The organism is Capnocytophaga cynodegmi DSM 19736, from assembly GCF_000379185.1.
In the GTDB taxonomy this organism is placed as follows: domain Bacteria; phylum Bacteroidota; class Bacteroidia; order Flavobacteriales; family Flavobacteriaceae; genus Capnocytophaga; species Capnocytophaga cynodegmi.
In genome coordinates, this window is the sequence record NZ_KB900714.1 from 18,191 (window position 1) to 34,025 (window position 15,835).

15 protein-coding genes are annotated in these 15,835 nt (G+C 32.5%); 6 read left to right on the forward strand and 9 right to left on the reverse strand.

The window, feature by feature from the left end; translation table 11 throughout:
• Positions 1-29: 29 nt before the first annotated feature.
• Genes YW9_RS0105160 through YW9_RS13845 form a run of 3 tightly spaced genes read left to right on the forward strand, consistent with a single transcriptional unit; the run spans position 30 to position 2,309 of the window.
• The gene (locus tag YW9_RS0105160; RefSeq protein WP_018279126.1) at positions 30-902 is read left to right on the forward strand and encodes a PPK2 family polyphosphate kinase; all 873 of its coding nucleotides are present in this window, start codon (positions 30-32) and stop codon (positions 900-902) included.
• A gap of 23 nt (positions 903-925) precedes the next feature.
• Positions 926-2,041, forward strand: a complete 1,116-nt coding sequence (locus YW9_RS12570; protein ID WP_018279127.1) for a M20/M25/M40 family metallo-hydrolase — start codon at positions 926-928, stop codon at positions 2,039-2,041.
• On the forward strand, positions 2,016-2,309 hold the full coding sequence (locus tag YW9_RS13845) for a zinc-binding metallopeptidase family protein (RefSeq protein ID WP_018279128.1): 294 nt from the start codon (positions 2,016-2,018) through the stop codon (positions 2,307-2,309). The genes YW9_RS12570 and YW9_RS13845 overlap by 26 nt, the downstream gene beginning before the upstream one ends.
• A 1-nt stretch (position 2,310) precedes the next feature.
• Here YW9_RS13845 and YW9_RS0105170 read toward each other — a convergent pair whose 3' ends face one another.
• The 6 genes from YW9_RS0105170 to YW9_RS0105195 form a co-directional block, all read right to left on the reverse strand.
• Positions 2,311-4,332 (reverse strand): ComEC/Rec2 family competence protein, encoded by a 2,022-nt coding sequence (locus YW9_RS0105170; RefSeq protein ID WP_018279129.1) that lies wholly within the window; start codon positions 4,330-4,332, stop codon positions 2,311-2,313.
• On the reverse strand, positions 4,329-4,883 hold the full coding sequence (locus YW9_RS0105175; RefSeq protein ID WP_231550854.1) for a C40 family peptidase: 555 nt from the start codon (positions 4,881-4,883) through the stop codon (positions 4,329-4,331). The genes YW9_RS0105170 and YW9_RS0105175 overlap by 4 nt, the downstream gene beginning before the upstream one ends.
• 180 nt (positions 4,884-5,063) lie before the next feature.
• The gene (locus YW9_RS0105180; RefSeq protein ID WP_018279131.1) at positions 5,064-7,586 is read right to left on the reverse strand and encodes an ATP-dependent Clp protease ATP-binding subunit; all 2,523 of its coding nucleotides are present in this window, start codon (positions 7,584-7,586) and stop codon (positions 5,064-5,066) included.
• A gap of 240 nt (positions 7,587-7,826) precedes the next feature.
• Positions 7,827-9,218 carry a dihydrolipoyl dehydrogenase gene (lpdA, locus tag YW9_RS0105185; RefSeq protein WP_018279132.1) on the reverse strand — a complete coding sequence of 464 codons (1,392 nt, stop codon included), beginning with the start codon at positions 9,216-9,218 and terminating at the stop codon, positions 7,827-7,829.
• Between the two features lie 157 nt (positions 9,219-9,375).
• The gene (locus tag YW9_RS0105190; protein WP_018279133.1) at positions 9,376-10,323 is read right to left on the reverse strand and encodes a glycosyltransferase family 2 protein; all 948 of its coding nucleotides are present in this window, start codon (positions 10,321-10,323) and stop codon (positions 9,376-9,378) included.
• 14 nt (positions 10,324-10,337) lie between these two features.
• Entirely contained in the window at positions 10,338-10,619 is a 282-nt protein-coding gene (locus tag YW9_RS0105195; protein ID WP_026193833.1) for a GNAT family N-acetyltransferase, read from the reverse strand.
• Between the two features lie 147 nt (positions 10,620-10,766).
• On the opposite strand from YW9_RS0105195, the gene YW9_RS0105200 reads away from it, so the two are divergent.
• The 3 genes from YW9_RS0105200 to YW9_RS0105210 all read left to right on the forward strand — a co-directional run bounded on the left by YW9_RS0105200 (position 10,767) and on the right by YW9_RS0105210 (position 12,979).
• Positions 10,767-11,426 carry an alpha/beta hydrolase gene (locus YW9_RS0105200; RefSeq protein WP_041997009.1) on the forward strand — a complete coding sequence of 220 codons (660 nt, stop codon included), beginning with the start codon at positions 10,767-10,769 and terminating at the stop codon, positions 11,424-11,426.
• Between the two features lie 142 nt (positions 11,427-11,568).
• Complete coding sequence (locus tag YW9_RS0105205; RefSeq protein WP_018279136.1) at positions 11,569-12,282, forward strand: DUF4369 domain-containing protein; 714 nt, start codon at positions 11,569-11,571, stop codon at positions 12,280-12,282.
• Between the two features lie 13 nt (positions 12,283-12,295).
• Complete coding sequence (locus YW9_RS0105210) at positions 12,296-12,979, forward strand: SIR2 family NAD-dependent protein deacylase (protein WP_026193835.1); 684 nt, start codon at positions 12,296-12,298, stop codon at positions 12,977-12,979.
• Positions 12,980-12,986: 7 nt separating this feature from the next.
• Here the strand turns inward: YW9_RS0105210 and rlmH are convergent, their stop codons facing one another.
• The 3 genes from rlmH to YW9_RS0105225 form a co-directional block, all read right to left on the reverse strand.
• Positions 12,987-13,460 (reverse strand): 23S rRNA (pseudouridine(1915)-N(3))-methyltransferase RlmH, encoded by a 474-nt coding sequence (rlmH, locus tag YW9_RS0105215; RefSeq protein ID WP_018279138.1) that lies wholly within the window; start codon positions 13,458-13,460, stop codon positions 12,987-12,989.
• 78 nt (positions 13,461-13,538) lie between these two features.
• Positions 13,539-14,951 carry a S1C family serine protease gene (locus YW9_RS0105220; RefSeq protein ID WP_018279139.1) on the reverse strand — a complete coding sequence of 471 codons (1,413 nt, stop codon included), beginning with the start codon at positions 14,949-14,951 and terminating at the stop codon, positions 13,539-13,541.
• 150 nt (positions 14,952-15,101) lie between these two features.
• Entirely contained in the window at positions 15,102-15,803 is a 702-nt protein-coding gene (locus YW9_RS0105225; protein WP_018279140.1) for an AAA family ATPase, read from the reverse strand.
• Between the last annotated feature and the right edge of the window lie 32 nt (positions 15,804-15,835).

The following is a 15,835-nucleotide window of genomic DNA, read 5'->3' on the forward strand; positions in this document are numbered from 1 at the left end:
TTTTGCAGAGTAACCAGAAAATTACTTCTATGGCAAAAATAAACCTTAAAAAATATAGAGTAAAAGAAAAAATTAACCTACCAGAACTACCTACCTATGAAGATTTTTCTCTCAATGAAGAAGAATTAAAATCTGAACTTAAAGAAGTTAGTAAAAAACTTGCAGATTTTCAGGACGTTCTCTATGCACATAACAAATACAGTGTTTTAATTTGCATACAAGGAATGGACACTTCTGGGAAAGACAGTTTAATCAAAAATGTTTTTAAAGGATTTAATAGCCAAGGAATTGAAGTTCATAGTTTTAAATCTCCTTCAAAAAAGGAATTAGAACACGATTATTTGTGGAGACACTATATAGCATTGCCTGAACGCGGAAAATTTGGAATTTTCAATCGCACACACTATGAAAATGTAATTGTAACTCGTGTACATCCAGAATATATTTTAAACGAAAACCTTCCAAAAATAACGAAAATTGAAGATATTGACGAGCATTTTTGGAAAAGACGATTTAAACAAATCAGAAAATTTGAAAAAAATCTCTCAGAAAATGGAACAATTATCTTCAAATTCTTTTTAAATATCTCAAAAGAAGAACAAAAACAAAGACTATTAGAACGCCTGAACAACTCTTCCAAAAACTGGAAATTTTCAAAAGAGGATTTGAATGAGCGGAAACTTTGGGACGAATATCAAAAATTCTACGAAGAAGCAATTAATGAGACATATTCAAAATCAGCTCCTTGGTACGTAATTCCTGCAGATAATAAAAAAATTGCACGACTATTGGTGGCAAAAATATTATGGAACAGGTTGAAAAATTATGATAATATAAAATATCCTGAGATAGGTAACGAGGCAAATATTGAAAAATATAAAGAAGAACTACTAAAAAGTTGATTTTATAAAATTACAATCATTTTATGAAAAATAAAATTATAATTATTATTTGTGTTTTTTTAAACACTTTCAATAAGATAGATGCTCAAAATGAAAAAGATTCAGTCTTTTTAAGAAACATTTACAACCAAGCTCTGACAGAAGGGAAAGCGTATGATTGGTTACATCAAATTTGTTACAATGTTGGTGCCAGACTTTCAGGCTCTTATGGCGAAAAGAAAATGATTCGATTTCTGGAAGCAGAAATTAATAATTTAAATATTAAAGCGAATCTTCAACCTGTGATGGTTCCTCATTGGGTAAGAGGAATTTCAGAATATGCTTATATTGAAACAAGTAAAGGAAAAATCACAACAGTTCCTATCTTAGCTCTGGGCGGTTCTGTTGCAACTCCTGCTTCTGGAATTAAAGCACAAGTTGTTGAATTTAAAAGCTTGGAGGAACTTGAAAAAGCTGATATTAACAAAGTAGTTGGAAAGATAGTTTTTATCAATGGCTCTTTACCTAACGAAATGATTGATGTCTCAGAATCTTACGGAGTTCGTGGAGCTCAACGTTACTCAGGAGCGAGAATTGCTGTAAATAAGGGAGCAGTAGCAGTTATTATTCGTTCTTTAACGCACAAATTAGATAATTCTCCACACACAGGAGTTATGTCATACGAGGATTTACCCAAAAGTAGACATATTCCAGCAGCTGCCATCAGTACAAATGGAGCAGATTTGCTTAGTAGTTTACTGAGTTTAAATCCTGAATTACAATTTTTCTTCAGGCAAAATTGTAAAATTTTCAATGATGTACAATCAAATAATGTAATTGCTGAAATTCGAGGTTCTGATTTTCCTGATGAAATTATCTCTTTAGGAGCTCATCTTGATTCTTGGGATATAGGACAAGGAGCTCACGATGATGGTGCTGGAGTGGCACAATGTCTGGAAGTTATTCGTATTTTTAAAGCCTTGAATTACAAACCAAAACGAACAATCCGTATTGTTTTTTTTGCTAACGAAGAAAATGGTGCACAGGGAGCTATCAAATATGCAGAAGAATCGAAAAAGAAAAAAGAAAACCAAATATTTGCTTTGGAATCAGATGCAGGAGGATTTACACCTTTTGGGATTCAGCTTACAAGGGAATGAAAAGAAAATACAGAAGATAAATTCGTGGAAAAGTTTGTTTGAGCCTTATCAAATATATTATTTCAAAAAAGGTTTTCCTGGACTTGACATCATTTTTTTACAAAGTGAAAATAATGTTTTAGCAGGTTTGTACACAAATTCACAACGTTATTTTGATTATCATCACTCTGAAAATGATATTTTTGAAGCAGTGAATAAACGAGAATTGGAGCTTGGAGCTGCAGCTATGGCGAGTCTGATTTATTTGGTGGATAAATATGGTTTGTAACTCATTCTACATAAGCTCCTTTTTCCAAAGTTACGTGAAATAAAACTCCAAGTTCATTACATTTTGTTTGTAATTGTTTGATTGTATTTGGAAAATTGCTTCCGTCAGCAATCACTATTTTAGGTTTGATTTCCAACAACATACGTTCAAAATTTATTTTAGGAGATTGTGTCACAATTATTTTATCTACTTTTATTTTTTTAGATTTTGGATAGACCGCTAAACTATCCAAACATAAAATTACATTTCCCTGATATTGAATTATATGAGGGATTTTTTGTATACTGACATTTAAAACTCCTGAAGACGTTATATAATTATCAATAATCCGATTTGATTTTACGCTATCATTCTGAAAAACAAAAAGTTGTTTTCCATTTCTAACAGAAAATAAACTTTTTCTATGTAAATGAAAGATAGTTAAATTCTCTGTATTTCCAATTTTATACTTATTGTAAAATAATACACCTTGAAAAAGCAAAATAGAAGATAATAAAGCTATTATTGATTTAAAATTACGTTTATTTATCCAAAAAATTAAAGTAAAAACTATTAATAATGAAACAATCAGCAATTTATTATCAAAATATATATTTCGAACAATGAATTCTTCCTGTGAAGCAATGATTTTTGTAAAGAAATTCATTAAATAGATAATTTTTTCAAGAATAAAACTTAAAAAAGAAGGCAAAACATTAAAAGAACCAAGTATTAAAGCCAGAAAACCTAAAACAAGAATTGGCGATAAAAGTGGTACAAGTAGTAAATTAGAAATAAAAAACAAAAAAGGAAACTGATGAAAATAATACAAACTTATTGGAAGTATGACAATTTGAGCCGAAATACCAACCAAAAACAAAGACCAAATACCTTTTAAAATTCGTATTTTAGGTTGCCACAATTTTTCCAAATGGGGATAAAACATCAGTATCGAAAAAACAGCTAAATAACTTAACTGAAAACCAACTTCATACAAATAATTTGGATTAATTAATAGCAATAATAGCATTGAGAACATTAAGGCATCAAAGCGTCCTTGTTGGCGATTCAACATAAGAGCTACTCCAATGAAACTGAACATTGTAACGGCTCGTAATACTGAAGGTGACAACCCTGCTAAGAAGGCAAAGCTCCAAAGAAAAAATAACAATAAAACAAAACGTAGCTTTTTCCAAATTCCAAAATTTGGTAACTTTTGTAATAAAAATAGCAACATTGCAGTGATAATCCCAACGTGAAGACCTGAAATAGCCAAAATATGTACAGCCCCTGCATCAATGTAGTTTTTGTATGTATTTTCGTCTAATTCTTTACGTTCTCCTAAAAGCAATGTTTTTAGTAAAGAAGCTGTTTCCTTTGAAAAATTTGAATCAAGCACTGAAAACATCTTCATTCGTGTTTTTTCAGCAAATCCTCGTATCGAATTCCCTTTCAACTCATTATAAACCTTATACGAGAATACATTTGCTCTATAAAAAACATCTTGTCGTTGCATATAGCTTTTATAGTCAAATTGATAAGGGTTTTTAGGAGCAGAAATTGAAGTTAATTTTGCAGACAATGTAAGAAAATCATCTCTCTGAAAATCAATTATTTCTGATGAATTCCTTGGAAAGAAAACAAGTAACTTCCCTCCTACTTGTTCATTGTCAGCTGAAACTAATTTTGCTTTATACGTAAATCCAAAGTCAGATTCTGAAACTTTTTCTAAAATTCTGACCTGTAATAAATAGAACTCATTCTCTTTCAGCAAATTTACGTAATGATTTGATTTTAAGGTGGGATTATGTAGTGATGCGACTAAGATTCCTATAAAAAAAGACGCTAAAAAAGTATGAAATGTAAAAAGTCTTTTTAGTTTTATATTCTTTAAAGAAAGAAAATAGTGTACTGATAATGTTGTTATTAGAAATAAACAAGAAACTAAAATAGTTTGTAAACCTACACGAAAGAGACCTGAAACTGCAATTCCAATTACAATTCCCGAGAGTATAGTTAATATTGCCGTATTTACAAATTTCACATAAGAATTCTTTTAGCTTTTCGGTATGCTTTAGACCAATAACCCTCACTTAATGAGGATATAATTACTCCCCTTGATGTTGAAGAATGTATGAATTTTATTTCATTTCCTGTTTCTACCACAATGCCAACGTGAGAAATTCTTTTATTCTTTCCTGTCACAAAAAACAGCAAATCACCAATTTGAACGTTTTTCAAATCGACATTTTTTCCTTGGTTTGCCATTTCGTGAGAAGAACGATGTAGAGAAACTTCTAAAGGTTTGAAAGAAGCGGATACAAATCCTGAACAATCAAACCCGCTTCGCGTAGTTCCTCCGTATTTGTAAGGACTTCCTAAATAGGACAATGCCGTATCAAGCACTAATTGTTGTTGCTCATTTGTTGTATAAGCAGAAGGATTTTCTTTTTTTACACTAGCAGAATTCGTTTTTTCTGTAATATGTTTCTCAGTTTTTTCCTGATGATTTCTATTTACTTTCTTATCTTTTTTATGTGACACTTCTGCAACCTGATTTCTCTTATTTTTAGAAACCTCCTGTTTTTCCTCCATCTTCACAGTACGTTTTCGTGTGCTATAACGCTCTGCACAAGATGTGAAAAGTATGACAAAAATAAGAAATATTATTTTTAAAAATCTCATTACCAAAACTAAAAATTAGATGTGAATATAAAAGCCGAAAGAGCAAAGTAAATAACTAATCTCCTGCTCTTTCAGCTTAATGTATTAAAACTAAATAATTGATTTTATTGATACTACCAAATTATCTCCTTCAGCATTTACATCAAAATAGATATTATCCCCCTCTTTGATATGTGATGAAACTATTTCTTCAGCTAAAAGGTCTTCAACATATCTCTGAATTGCTCGTTTTAAAGGTCTTGCTCCATACTGCTTATCATAACCTTTTTCTGCGACAAAGTCTCTTGCTTTTTCACTTAATTCAATTGAATATCCTAAATCTTTAATTCTGGAATATAACTTATTAAGCTCAATATCAATTATTTTAATTATATCCTCTTTGCTTAGCGGATTAAATGTAATTACGTCATCAATACGGTTCAAAAATTCGGGAGCAAATACTTTTTTGAGTGCGTTTTCAATCACTGACTTTTCGTGAGCATCAGATTGTGCCATTTTGGCAGATGTACCAAAGCCAATTCCTTGTCCAAAGTCTTTTATTTGTCTTGCTCCAACATTAGAAGTCATAATAATGATGCTATTCCTGAAATCTACTTTACGTCCTAAACTATCAGTTAAAAAGCCATCATCAAGCACTTGTAACAACATATTAAACACATCGGGATGAGCCTTTTCTATCTCATCGAGCAAAATTACAGAATATGGCTTACGACGTACTTTTTCAGTAAGTTGCCCGCCTTCTTCATATCCCACATAACCTGGAGGAGCTCCAATAAGTCGCGTAGTTGAAAATTTCTCCATATATTCGCTCATATCAATACGAATCATAGCTTCCTCTGAATCAAATAGTTCTCGAGCTAAAACTTTTGCTAATTGAGTTTTTCCAACTCCTGTTTGTCCCAAGAAAATAAACGAGCCTATTGGCTTGTTAGGGTCTTTTAATCCAGTACGATTACGTTTAATCGCTTTTATAACTTTCTCAACTGCAATATCTTGACCAATAATTTTTCCTCTTATGGTATCAGAAAGTGTTGATAGTTTATTCATTTCAGTTTGAGCAATTCGGTTCACAGGAATACCACTCATCATTGAAACTACATCTGCAATATGCTCTTCTGTTACCACATCTCTGTGTAGTTTTGCATCTTCTTCCCATTTTCTGTGAAGTTCAGCCAAATTTTGTTCTATTTTCTTTTCATCATCACGCAAACGGGCTGCCTCCTCAAACTGCTGACGTGAAACAGCATCTCCCTTTGATTTTATAACACGCTCTAATTCAGATTCTAATTCCAAAATCTCCTTCGGAACTTTCATCTGTGTTATATGTATGCGTGACCCCGCCTCATCTAATGCATCTAATGCCTTATCTGGTAAAAAACGATCTGTTAAATAACGACTTGTTAATTTAACACAAGCCTCAATAGCTTCATCAGTATAGGTCACACTATGGTGGTCTTCATACTTTTTCTTTATATTATGAAGAATCTCAATAGTTTCTTCAATTGATGTTGGTTCTACAATAACTTTTTGAAAACGCCTTTCCAAAGCTCCATCTTTTTCGATAGATTGGCGATATTCATCTAAAGTAGTCGCACCAATACATTGTATTTCACCTCTTGCCAAGGCTGGTTTAAACATATTTGACGCATCTAAACTACCTGTAGCTCCACCAGCCCCAACAATTGTATGAATTTCATCAATGAATAGAATAATATCATCATTTTTCTCTAATTCATTCATTATCGCTTTCATACGTTCCTCAAACTGACCACGATACTTGGTTCCAGCAACAAGCGAAGCCAAATCAAGTGTAACTACACGTTTGTTGTACAATACGCGTGATACTTTTTTCTGAATAATTCGAAGAGCAAGTCCTTCTGCAATTGCACTTTTACCAACTCCTGGCTCTCCTATCAGCAACGGATTATTTTTCTTTCTACGACTCAAAATTTGAGAAACTCGTTCGATTTCCTTTTCCCTTCCTACAACAGGATCCAATTTTCCTTGTTCCGCCAACAAAGTTAAATCTCGCCCAAAGTTATCAAGTACAGTTAACTTACGCGTTCCTTTTTGAGTGCTACTACTTGATTCAGAAGTTTGACCTTTTCCACGTTCATAAGCACTTTTTTCTTCTCTTTCTTCATCATCAAAATCATTAGTTGCGTTGAAGAATTTGTCGTCACTAATAGGTTGAAACTTAGATTTAACCAATTCATAATCAACCCCAAGTTTATTAAATACTTTCGTAGTTGGGTCGTTTTCATTACGCAAAATGCTCAATAAAAGATGTCCTGTGTTAATTACATCATTTTGAGCCCGTTTAGCCTCCAAATAAGTCGCCTGCATAGCTCTTTCTGCCTGAACGGTAAAATGAATAGCATTATGATTTGGTGGATTAAGCCCCCGAGCAGAAGTTAGTGCGTGGATATTTTGCCTTAGCCTGTCCATATCTGTTTTCAAACTAAGTAAAACCTCGAACGCCCTACCCTCACCTTCGTGAAGCATAGCCAATACAAAGTGTTCTGTTCCTACTGTTGACTGCCCCAAACGGATAGCCTCATCTTTACTATATGTAAAAATTCTTTTAACTCTTGGAGAAAAATTGTCACTCATAAAATATGTTCTAAAAATGTACTATATTGTAACAAAAATCATTCCTTTTGGAACAACCTGAAATTTTGTCATTTAAAAAGACACTTCTTTTCTTGGGTAAAGGTAAACAAAATATCTGAAAATCAAAAATTAGAATACTTTTTCCTCTCGAAAATAGCTTTAAAAGTAGTTTTTAAAGCCAAAAAGGCAGAAAATCTTAAAAAATTCTCTGCCCTTTAAAAAATTAATATTTTTTACTTTTTATATGTGAATTACTTCGCCATATGCAGCAGCAACAGCTTCCATAACAGCCTCACTCATAGTTGGGTGCGGATGTACTGCTTTTAATACTTCGTGACCAGTAGTTTCAAGTTTACGAGCAACAACTGCCTCAGCAATCATATCTGTAACTCCTGCCCCAATCATATGACAACCAAGCCATTCGCCATACTTGGCATCAAAAATTACTTTTACAAATCCGTCAGCATTTCCACCCGCTTTCGCTTTCCCTGAAGCCGAGAACGGAAACTTACCAACTTTTATTTCATAACCTTTCTCCTTAGCTTGTTTTTCAGTAAGTCCTACAGATGCAATTTCAGGGGTACAATACGTACAACCCGGGATATTTCCGTAGTCAAGAGGTTCAACGTGTAGTCCTTTTATTTTCTCAACACACAAAATTCCTTCCGCAGAAGCTACGTGAGCCAATGCTTGACCAGGAACCACATCACCGATAGCATAATATCCAGGAACGTTTGTTTGATAGAATTTATCTACTAAAATTTTATCGCGGTCGGTCGCAATACCAACTTCTTCTAAACCAATATTTTCTATATTTGTTTTAATTCCTACTGCAGATAAAATAACGTCTGCCTCCAATACTTCTTCACCTTTTGAAGTTTTGACAAAGGCTTTTACTCCTTTACCTGAAGTATCAACTTTTGTAACTTCGGCAGAAGTCATAATTTTTATTCCCAATTTCTTGAAGCTACGTTCTAATTGTTTTGAAACTTCCTCATCTTCAACAGGAACAATGTTTGGCATAAATTCCACTATGGTAACTTCTGTCCCCATTGAATTGTAAAAGTAAGCAAATTCAATTCCAATAGCACCACTTCCTACTACAATCATTTTTTTAGGTTGCTCTGGCAAGGTAAGTGCTTGACGATATCCAATTACCTTTTTACCATCTTGTGGAAGAGCTGGTAACTCACGTGAACGGGCTCCAGTAGCAATGATAATGTGGTCAGCAGAATATTCAGTTACTTTACCATCTTTGTCTGTAACTTCCACTTTTTTACCAGGTTTTACTTTCCCAAAGCCGTCAATCACGTCAATTTTATTTTTTTTCATTAAAAATTGAACGCCTTTGCTCATTCCGTCCGCAACATCACGACTTCTTTTTACCACTGCAGAAAAATCCTTATCAAATTCTTTTACAGAAAGTCCGTAATCTGAAGCGTGTTTCAAATATTCAAACACTTGAGCCGATTTTAAAAGTGCTTTCGTTGGGATACACCCCCAATTCAAACACACACCTCCCAAGTTTTCTTTTTCAATTACTGCTGTTTTAAAGCCCAATTGAGAAGCACGAATCGCAGTTACATAACCACCTGGTCCGCTTCCCAATACAATAATGTCGTATTTACTCATCTTATATAATTTTATTTGTCAATTTAATTTAGCGTACGAAAGTACGTAATTTTACTTACAATGATTAATATTTTTCCTTTTTTTAAATTTGGATATTCTGTAAAAAATTAAAAATCAATTCTTTTCAGATTTTGTACTTATCAATAATTTTAGAATTTTAGATTCCAATTCTATCACTTATTTTATATCTTTCTTCTTTATTCTTGGTTCTCAAAATGATTTCTCCTAAAAATCCTGCGATAAAAAACTGCGTACCAATTACCATCGTTGTTAATGCAATATAAAACTCAGGGCGGTTAGCTATCAATCGGTTATGCGGATTAATAAACAATTTATCAATACCCAAATAAATTGAGAAAGCAAAACCTATAAAAAACATCAAAACTCCTAAAGCTCCAAAAAAATGCATTGGCCTTTTTCCGAATTGAGATATGAAACTAATGGTTATCAAATCTAAAAAACCATTAATAAATCGATTCATTCCAAATTTGGTCTGCCCATACTTTCTGGCTTGATGTTGAACAACCTTTTCAGTAATCTTCTCATAACCAGCATTTTTAGCTAAAACAGGAATATAACGATGCATTTCTCCCGAAACATCAATATTCTTGACTACTTCTTTTTTATAAGCTTTCAAGCCACAATTAAAGTCGTGAAGGTGTAATCCTGATGTTTTACGAGCAGCCCAATTGAACAATTTTGAGGGTAAGTTTTTAGTCAACTTTGAATCGTAACGTTTTTTCTTCCAGCCTGATACCAAATCATATCCTTCTGTGGTTATCATTCTGTAAAGTGCTGGAATCTCGTCAGGGCTATCCTGTAAATCAGCATCCATTGTTATGACAACATCTCCCTCTGACTTAGCAAAACCAACGTGTAGAGCTTGTGATTTTCCATAATTTCTGAAAAAACGTATACCTGAAACACAACTATCCTTCTCCGATAAATTCTTTATTATCTTCCAAGAATCATCATTACTTCCATCATCTACAAAAATTATCTCGTAGGTGAATTTATGCTCTTCCATTACTCGGACTATCCAACTATGAAGCTCCGTCAACGATTCTTCCTCATTTAAAAGAGGGATTACTATTGATATTTGCATTGAGATACGTAAATCTAAATTCTAATTCCCGCAGGAATTAACTCCTTGTATTCCTTATTTCTTCTGAAAAAAGCAATTGCCTCTGAACAAGTTGGTACAACTCTAAGTTTTTTTGAAGAAACTTTTTGAAGGACAGCTTTCATAAATTCGTCTGTAAATTCTTCATCAGCCTCTCCGGGAATATGTACCTTTGTGAAAAAGATTTTTCTTTCTTGTATGGAATACTCTACAAATGCAATTTGTCCATTTACCTTTGCCTGAAATTGGCGTAAAAATTCACTATCTGTTATTTCAATCATATTGGTATAAAGCATTAACAATAGAAAATAAGGTTTTTCGACACCACTTTTATATTTAACAAAAAGGTTGTACCTTTACCCTAATTTTATATTTATAACTTCGGTGCAAAATTACGAAATAATTCATTAATTTTCAATTTTTAAATGATAAATACTAAAACTCATATTTACCTGATGCCGGGAATGGCTGCGAGTCCTAAAATTTTTGAATTTTTACAATTTTCTGACAATTACGAAATTCATCTCTTGGATTGGATTCTTCCCTTTAAAGAGGAATCTTTATCGGAATATGCTTTACGTTTATCAAAAAATATTAAACACGACAAACCCGTATTATTGGGAGTTTCTTTCGGTGGAATCATTGTACAAGAAATTGCAAAACATATTGATTATAAAAAAATTATAGTAATATCGAGTGTAAAAAGCAAACACGAATTACCTAAGAAAATGCTTTTGGCTCGATACACAAATTTGTACAAATTACTTCCAGTGAGTTTAATCAATTCCCTTGAATATTGGAAACAATTTTCCTTCATTGATTCTGTTACTAAACGTATTAAACTTTATGAAAAATACATCGGTATGCGTTCGCCTTTTTATTTAGAGTGGTCTATTGATAAAATTATAAATTGGGAACAGGAAACTCCTTTACCTAATACTATTCATATACAGGGAAGTAACGATAAAATTTTCCCAGCAAAGTACATTTCTGACGCAATTATTGTTGAAAAAGGTACACATATTATGATTATCAATAGGTACAAATGGTTTAATGAAAATTTACCTTCAATAATTGAAAGTTAAAAACTGATTTCCAGCAATTTAAAAATTAAAAATTCCTTAAAGTTTTGCTAAAATAAAAATTTATGCTACCTTCGCACGGAATATGTAAAATTCTTTACGTGTAGAGAATGTATTGCTTTTTGATTTTTTAGATTTATTTTCAATGAAAAAAATATTATTTTTAGTTTCGGCTTTAACGATTTTAAGTTGCTCAGAGACAGCTGATGAGAATACGATGATTATTGAAGGAAATATTGAAGGGCTGAAGAAAGGAAAAATCTATCTTCAGCGATATGACGATGAAAAATTAATCAATTTGGATTCTGTTGAAGCAAAGGGCGATGGTAAATTTACTTTCAAAAGGAAACTTGAAACTCCCGAAGTTTTTTACATTTATCTTGATTTAGATAAAAAAGAGGGAACAGATTTTGGAAATAGACTTCGTTTTTTTGGTGAACCTACAACAATCAAAATCAATAGTAAACACGAAATGTTTGACATTCACGCAAAAATTGAAGGCTCCGAATCACAAAAAATTCTTGAGGAATATAACAAAAACATACGAAAATTCAGCAATCGAAATTTAGAACTTTTAGAACTACAACTCAATGCTTTAAAAGAACAAAATCAGAAAAAAGCTGATTCAATTAACCAACTTTCGGAAAAAAATACGCTTCGACGTTATCTATACACACTGAATTTTGCCATCACACACCCCGACTCGTATGTGTCTCCTTACATTGCTTTGGCTGATGCACCTGATGCTAATGTTAAATTTTTAGATTCAATACACGGCATACTTTCTCCTGAAGTGGCTTCATCTAAATATGGTAAGGAATTAAAAAAACATATTGAAGAAATCAAAAAAACAAACTAAAAACCAGCTTCTTATGAAAAAGAAGATTGTAGCACTCACAGGAGCAGGAATTAGTGCCGAAAGTGGTATAAAAACATTTCGCGATTCTGATGGACTCTGGGAAGGACACAACGTAATGGAAGTTGCTTCCCCTGAAGGGTTTGCTAAAAATCCCAATCTTGTTTTGGAGTTTTACAATCAACGCAGACGGCAGCTAAAGGAGGTGAAACCAAACTTGGCTCACAATATTTTATCAGAATTACAATCTGATTACGAAGTAGTTATAATAACCCAAAATGTAGATGATTTACACGAAAGAGCTGGAAGTAAAAATATAATTCATCTTCACGGGGAATTGTTAAAGTCAAGAGGCGTTGATAATGACAAACTAATTTTTGATTGCTTTGGGGATATTCATTTAGGAGATTTATCACCCTCTGGAGCTCAACTACGCCCACACATTGTTTGGTTTGGAGAAGATGTACCAATGATTCCTAAAGCCATACAAGAAGTTGAAAGTTGTGATATTCTTTTGGTTATAGGAACTTCTTTACAAGTATATCCCGCAGCAGGGCTTATGAATTATGCCAAATATAACACTCCCATATACTATGTAGATTTAAAACCTCAAATTCAAAGTAATGAAAATTTGATTGTAATCAAAGAAAAGGCTTCTATTGGTATGCAGCAAATAGCTGATTTATTAAGAAAAAATTAGTAATAATTTACCGATGGTGATAAGGTTCGTTTTTTAATATTGTAAAAGCTCTGTATATTTGTTCAACAAAAAACAAGCGTATCATTTGATGAGAAAATGTTAATTTTGAGAGAGATAATTTGCCATTAGCCCTTTGGTAAACTTCTTCTGAAAAACCATAAGGTCCTCCTATTACAAATACAAGTTGCTTTGTGCCTGTATTCATTTGCTTTTGTAAAAATTCAGAAAAACCAACCGAAGTATACTCTTTACCTCGTTCATCTAATAAAATTAAATGATGAGAATTTTCTATGTTTTTCAAAATTAACTCTCCCTCTTTCGCCTTTTGTTGCTCTTCACTAAGTGATTTGCTATTTTTTATATCCAGAATGATTTGCATCTGAAAGTTTACATAATGCGAGAGTCTTTTTTCGTAATCTGCTATAAGTTGTTGTAATGCAGAATTATCCGTTTTACCTATGGCTATTAGCTTGATATTCATCTAAAAACAATAAAATTTAGGGACTGATATTCTCTCTTACAAAAACATCAATCCCTAAAAAAATTTAACTATTTATAACTAAAAGAAAAATCTTTCTTTTTCCCCTTTTTCATTTAACAATTCTAATGAATTTCGCGTATTTGATGATAAGTTCGACATTATTTCCTTCAATTCATCAACATCTTTTATTGATTTTCCATTTACAGAAAGTAATACTTTCCCTACTACCCCAATATTGTTGTGCTCATAAAACTGAGAAGCTCCTGTAATTCTCACTCCTGATTTAGTTTTGAATTTTTTGTAATCATTTTCCGATAAGTTTTTCACTTCCAGACCAAGAGCGTTAATTACATACGTAGTGTTTTTCTTAAGGGTAATATTTGTCGTTTTTTCCTTTCCTTCACGTACATACAAGACTTTCAACGCATCTCCAGGTCGTTTAGAAGCAATGTATCCACTAAGGTCAGAATACTTTTGAATACGCACATTATCAATCTTTTTGATAACATCTCCTTTTTTAATTCCTGCAGAAGCAGCACCTGAATCTTCATCAACAGCATCTACATAAAAGCCCTCTGTTTCTTTTATTTTAAGTTTCTCCGCATAGGTTGAATTTAATTCTGTACCTCTAACACCCAAAATTCCTTTTTGAACATTTCCAAACTCTATCAAATCCTCAACTACTTTTTTAGCTATGTTACTCGGAACTGCGAAAGAGTACCCAACATAAGTACCTGTTGTTGAAGTTATTGCAGTATTAATTCCTATCAAATCTCCTTTCAAATTCACCAAAGCTCCACCACTATTTCCTCTGTTTACAGCTGCATCTGTTTGAATAAAGGACTCCACTTTATCACTTGAACGTTCGCTAATATTACGAGCTTTTGCACTTATAATCCCCGCTGTAACGGTTGAATTCAAATTAAAAGGGTTTCCTACTGCAAGTACCCATTCACCTATTTGCGTATTATCTGAATCAGCGAAGGTTAAGAAAGGTAACTGCTCCCCCGCATCAATTTTAAGCAAGGCTATATCTGATGAAACATCCGTTCCTACAAGTTTGGCTGTATACGTTTTATTGTTATTCAAAGTAACTTCCAAACTCGTTGCATCTGCAATTACGTGATTGTTTGTAACTATATAACCATCAGGTGTTATGATAACTCCAGAGCCAGTTCCAATTTGTGTTTGATTACCTCCTCCATTTCCGTAAAGTAAATCAAAAATAGACATTGCCCCACCTTGTACTTTTGCTACATTTTTGATGTGAACAACGCTATTTACCGTTTTATTTGCTGCTTCAACAAAACTATTTTCATTGAATTGAAACTTTGTCTCTGTTGTATAATTCGCCTGAACAAAGTTAGGTTTTCCTGCTTCAGCAATAATCGCCTGATTTGTCTCTTTTTTGTCAAAAAAAAACTTGTATCCACCTAAGGTCAGCATTCCACCTAAGAAAGCCGCCGAAATAGCACTTACATAATTTTTCATACTGTTTTTCTTAAAATAGTTATACTTAATATATTTTTTAACATACTATTTTTACAATCATCAATAATTATGCCAAAAAAGAAAGAAAATATCTACAAAATAATATTTTAATAAAATATTATTATATCTGATTTTGTATCCTTTCAAAATTTATTGCTCTAAAGAATTGATTATTGCCTTTTTCATCTGTGTATGAACATAATCCTTTACTTCTGCGTATGAAATATTATACTTTCTGTCAATATTTTTCATTTTGTCAGGAAAAGGTGCTAATATTTTATCATAATAGCTATCCAATCGCTCTTTTGTTGGGAGTTGAAACTCCAATTTGAGCTGAAAACGACGAAGTAAGGCAAAGTCTATAAAATCAATATGATTTGTAGCACAAATAAGCACTCCATCTTTAGGAAAATAATCAAATAACTGAATGATTGTATTTACCAAACGTCGCATTTCCCCTACATCACGTTCGTCATCAGTTCGAGTTTTTCCTATTTGGTCAAATTCATCTAAAAACAAAACTGCTTTTTCTCTTTGGGCTTTATCAAAAACAGCTTTCAAGTTTTTGGAAGTTTCTCCTATTCTTGAATTTACTAAATTACTTAAATTCAACACAAAAGAAGGTTTATTCAATACTTTGGCAATTGCCTTCGCTGTTGTGGTCTTTCCACAACCTGAAGCTCCATAAAACAAGATTTTATTATCAGGATATAATCCATATTTTGAAAGTTCTGCAAAATACTTATGCTCTTTAATTACCTGACTTAAAGCACTTTTATTCTCTTCATATAAAAAAATATCTTCAAAAGAAATGGATTCTTTATCTTGAATTACAAAATCTGTCGTAATCATAAATCTCTCTGTATTATTTTATTTTTTTGTAA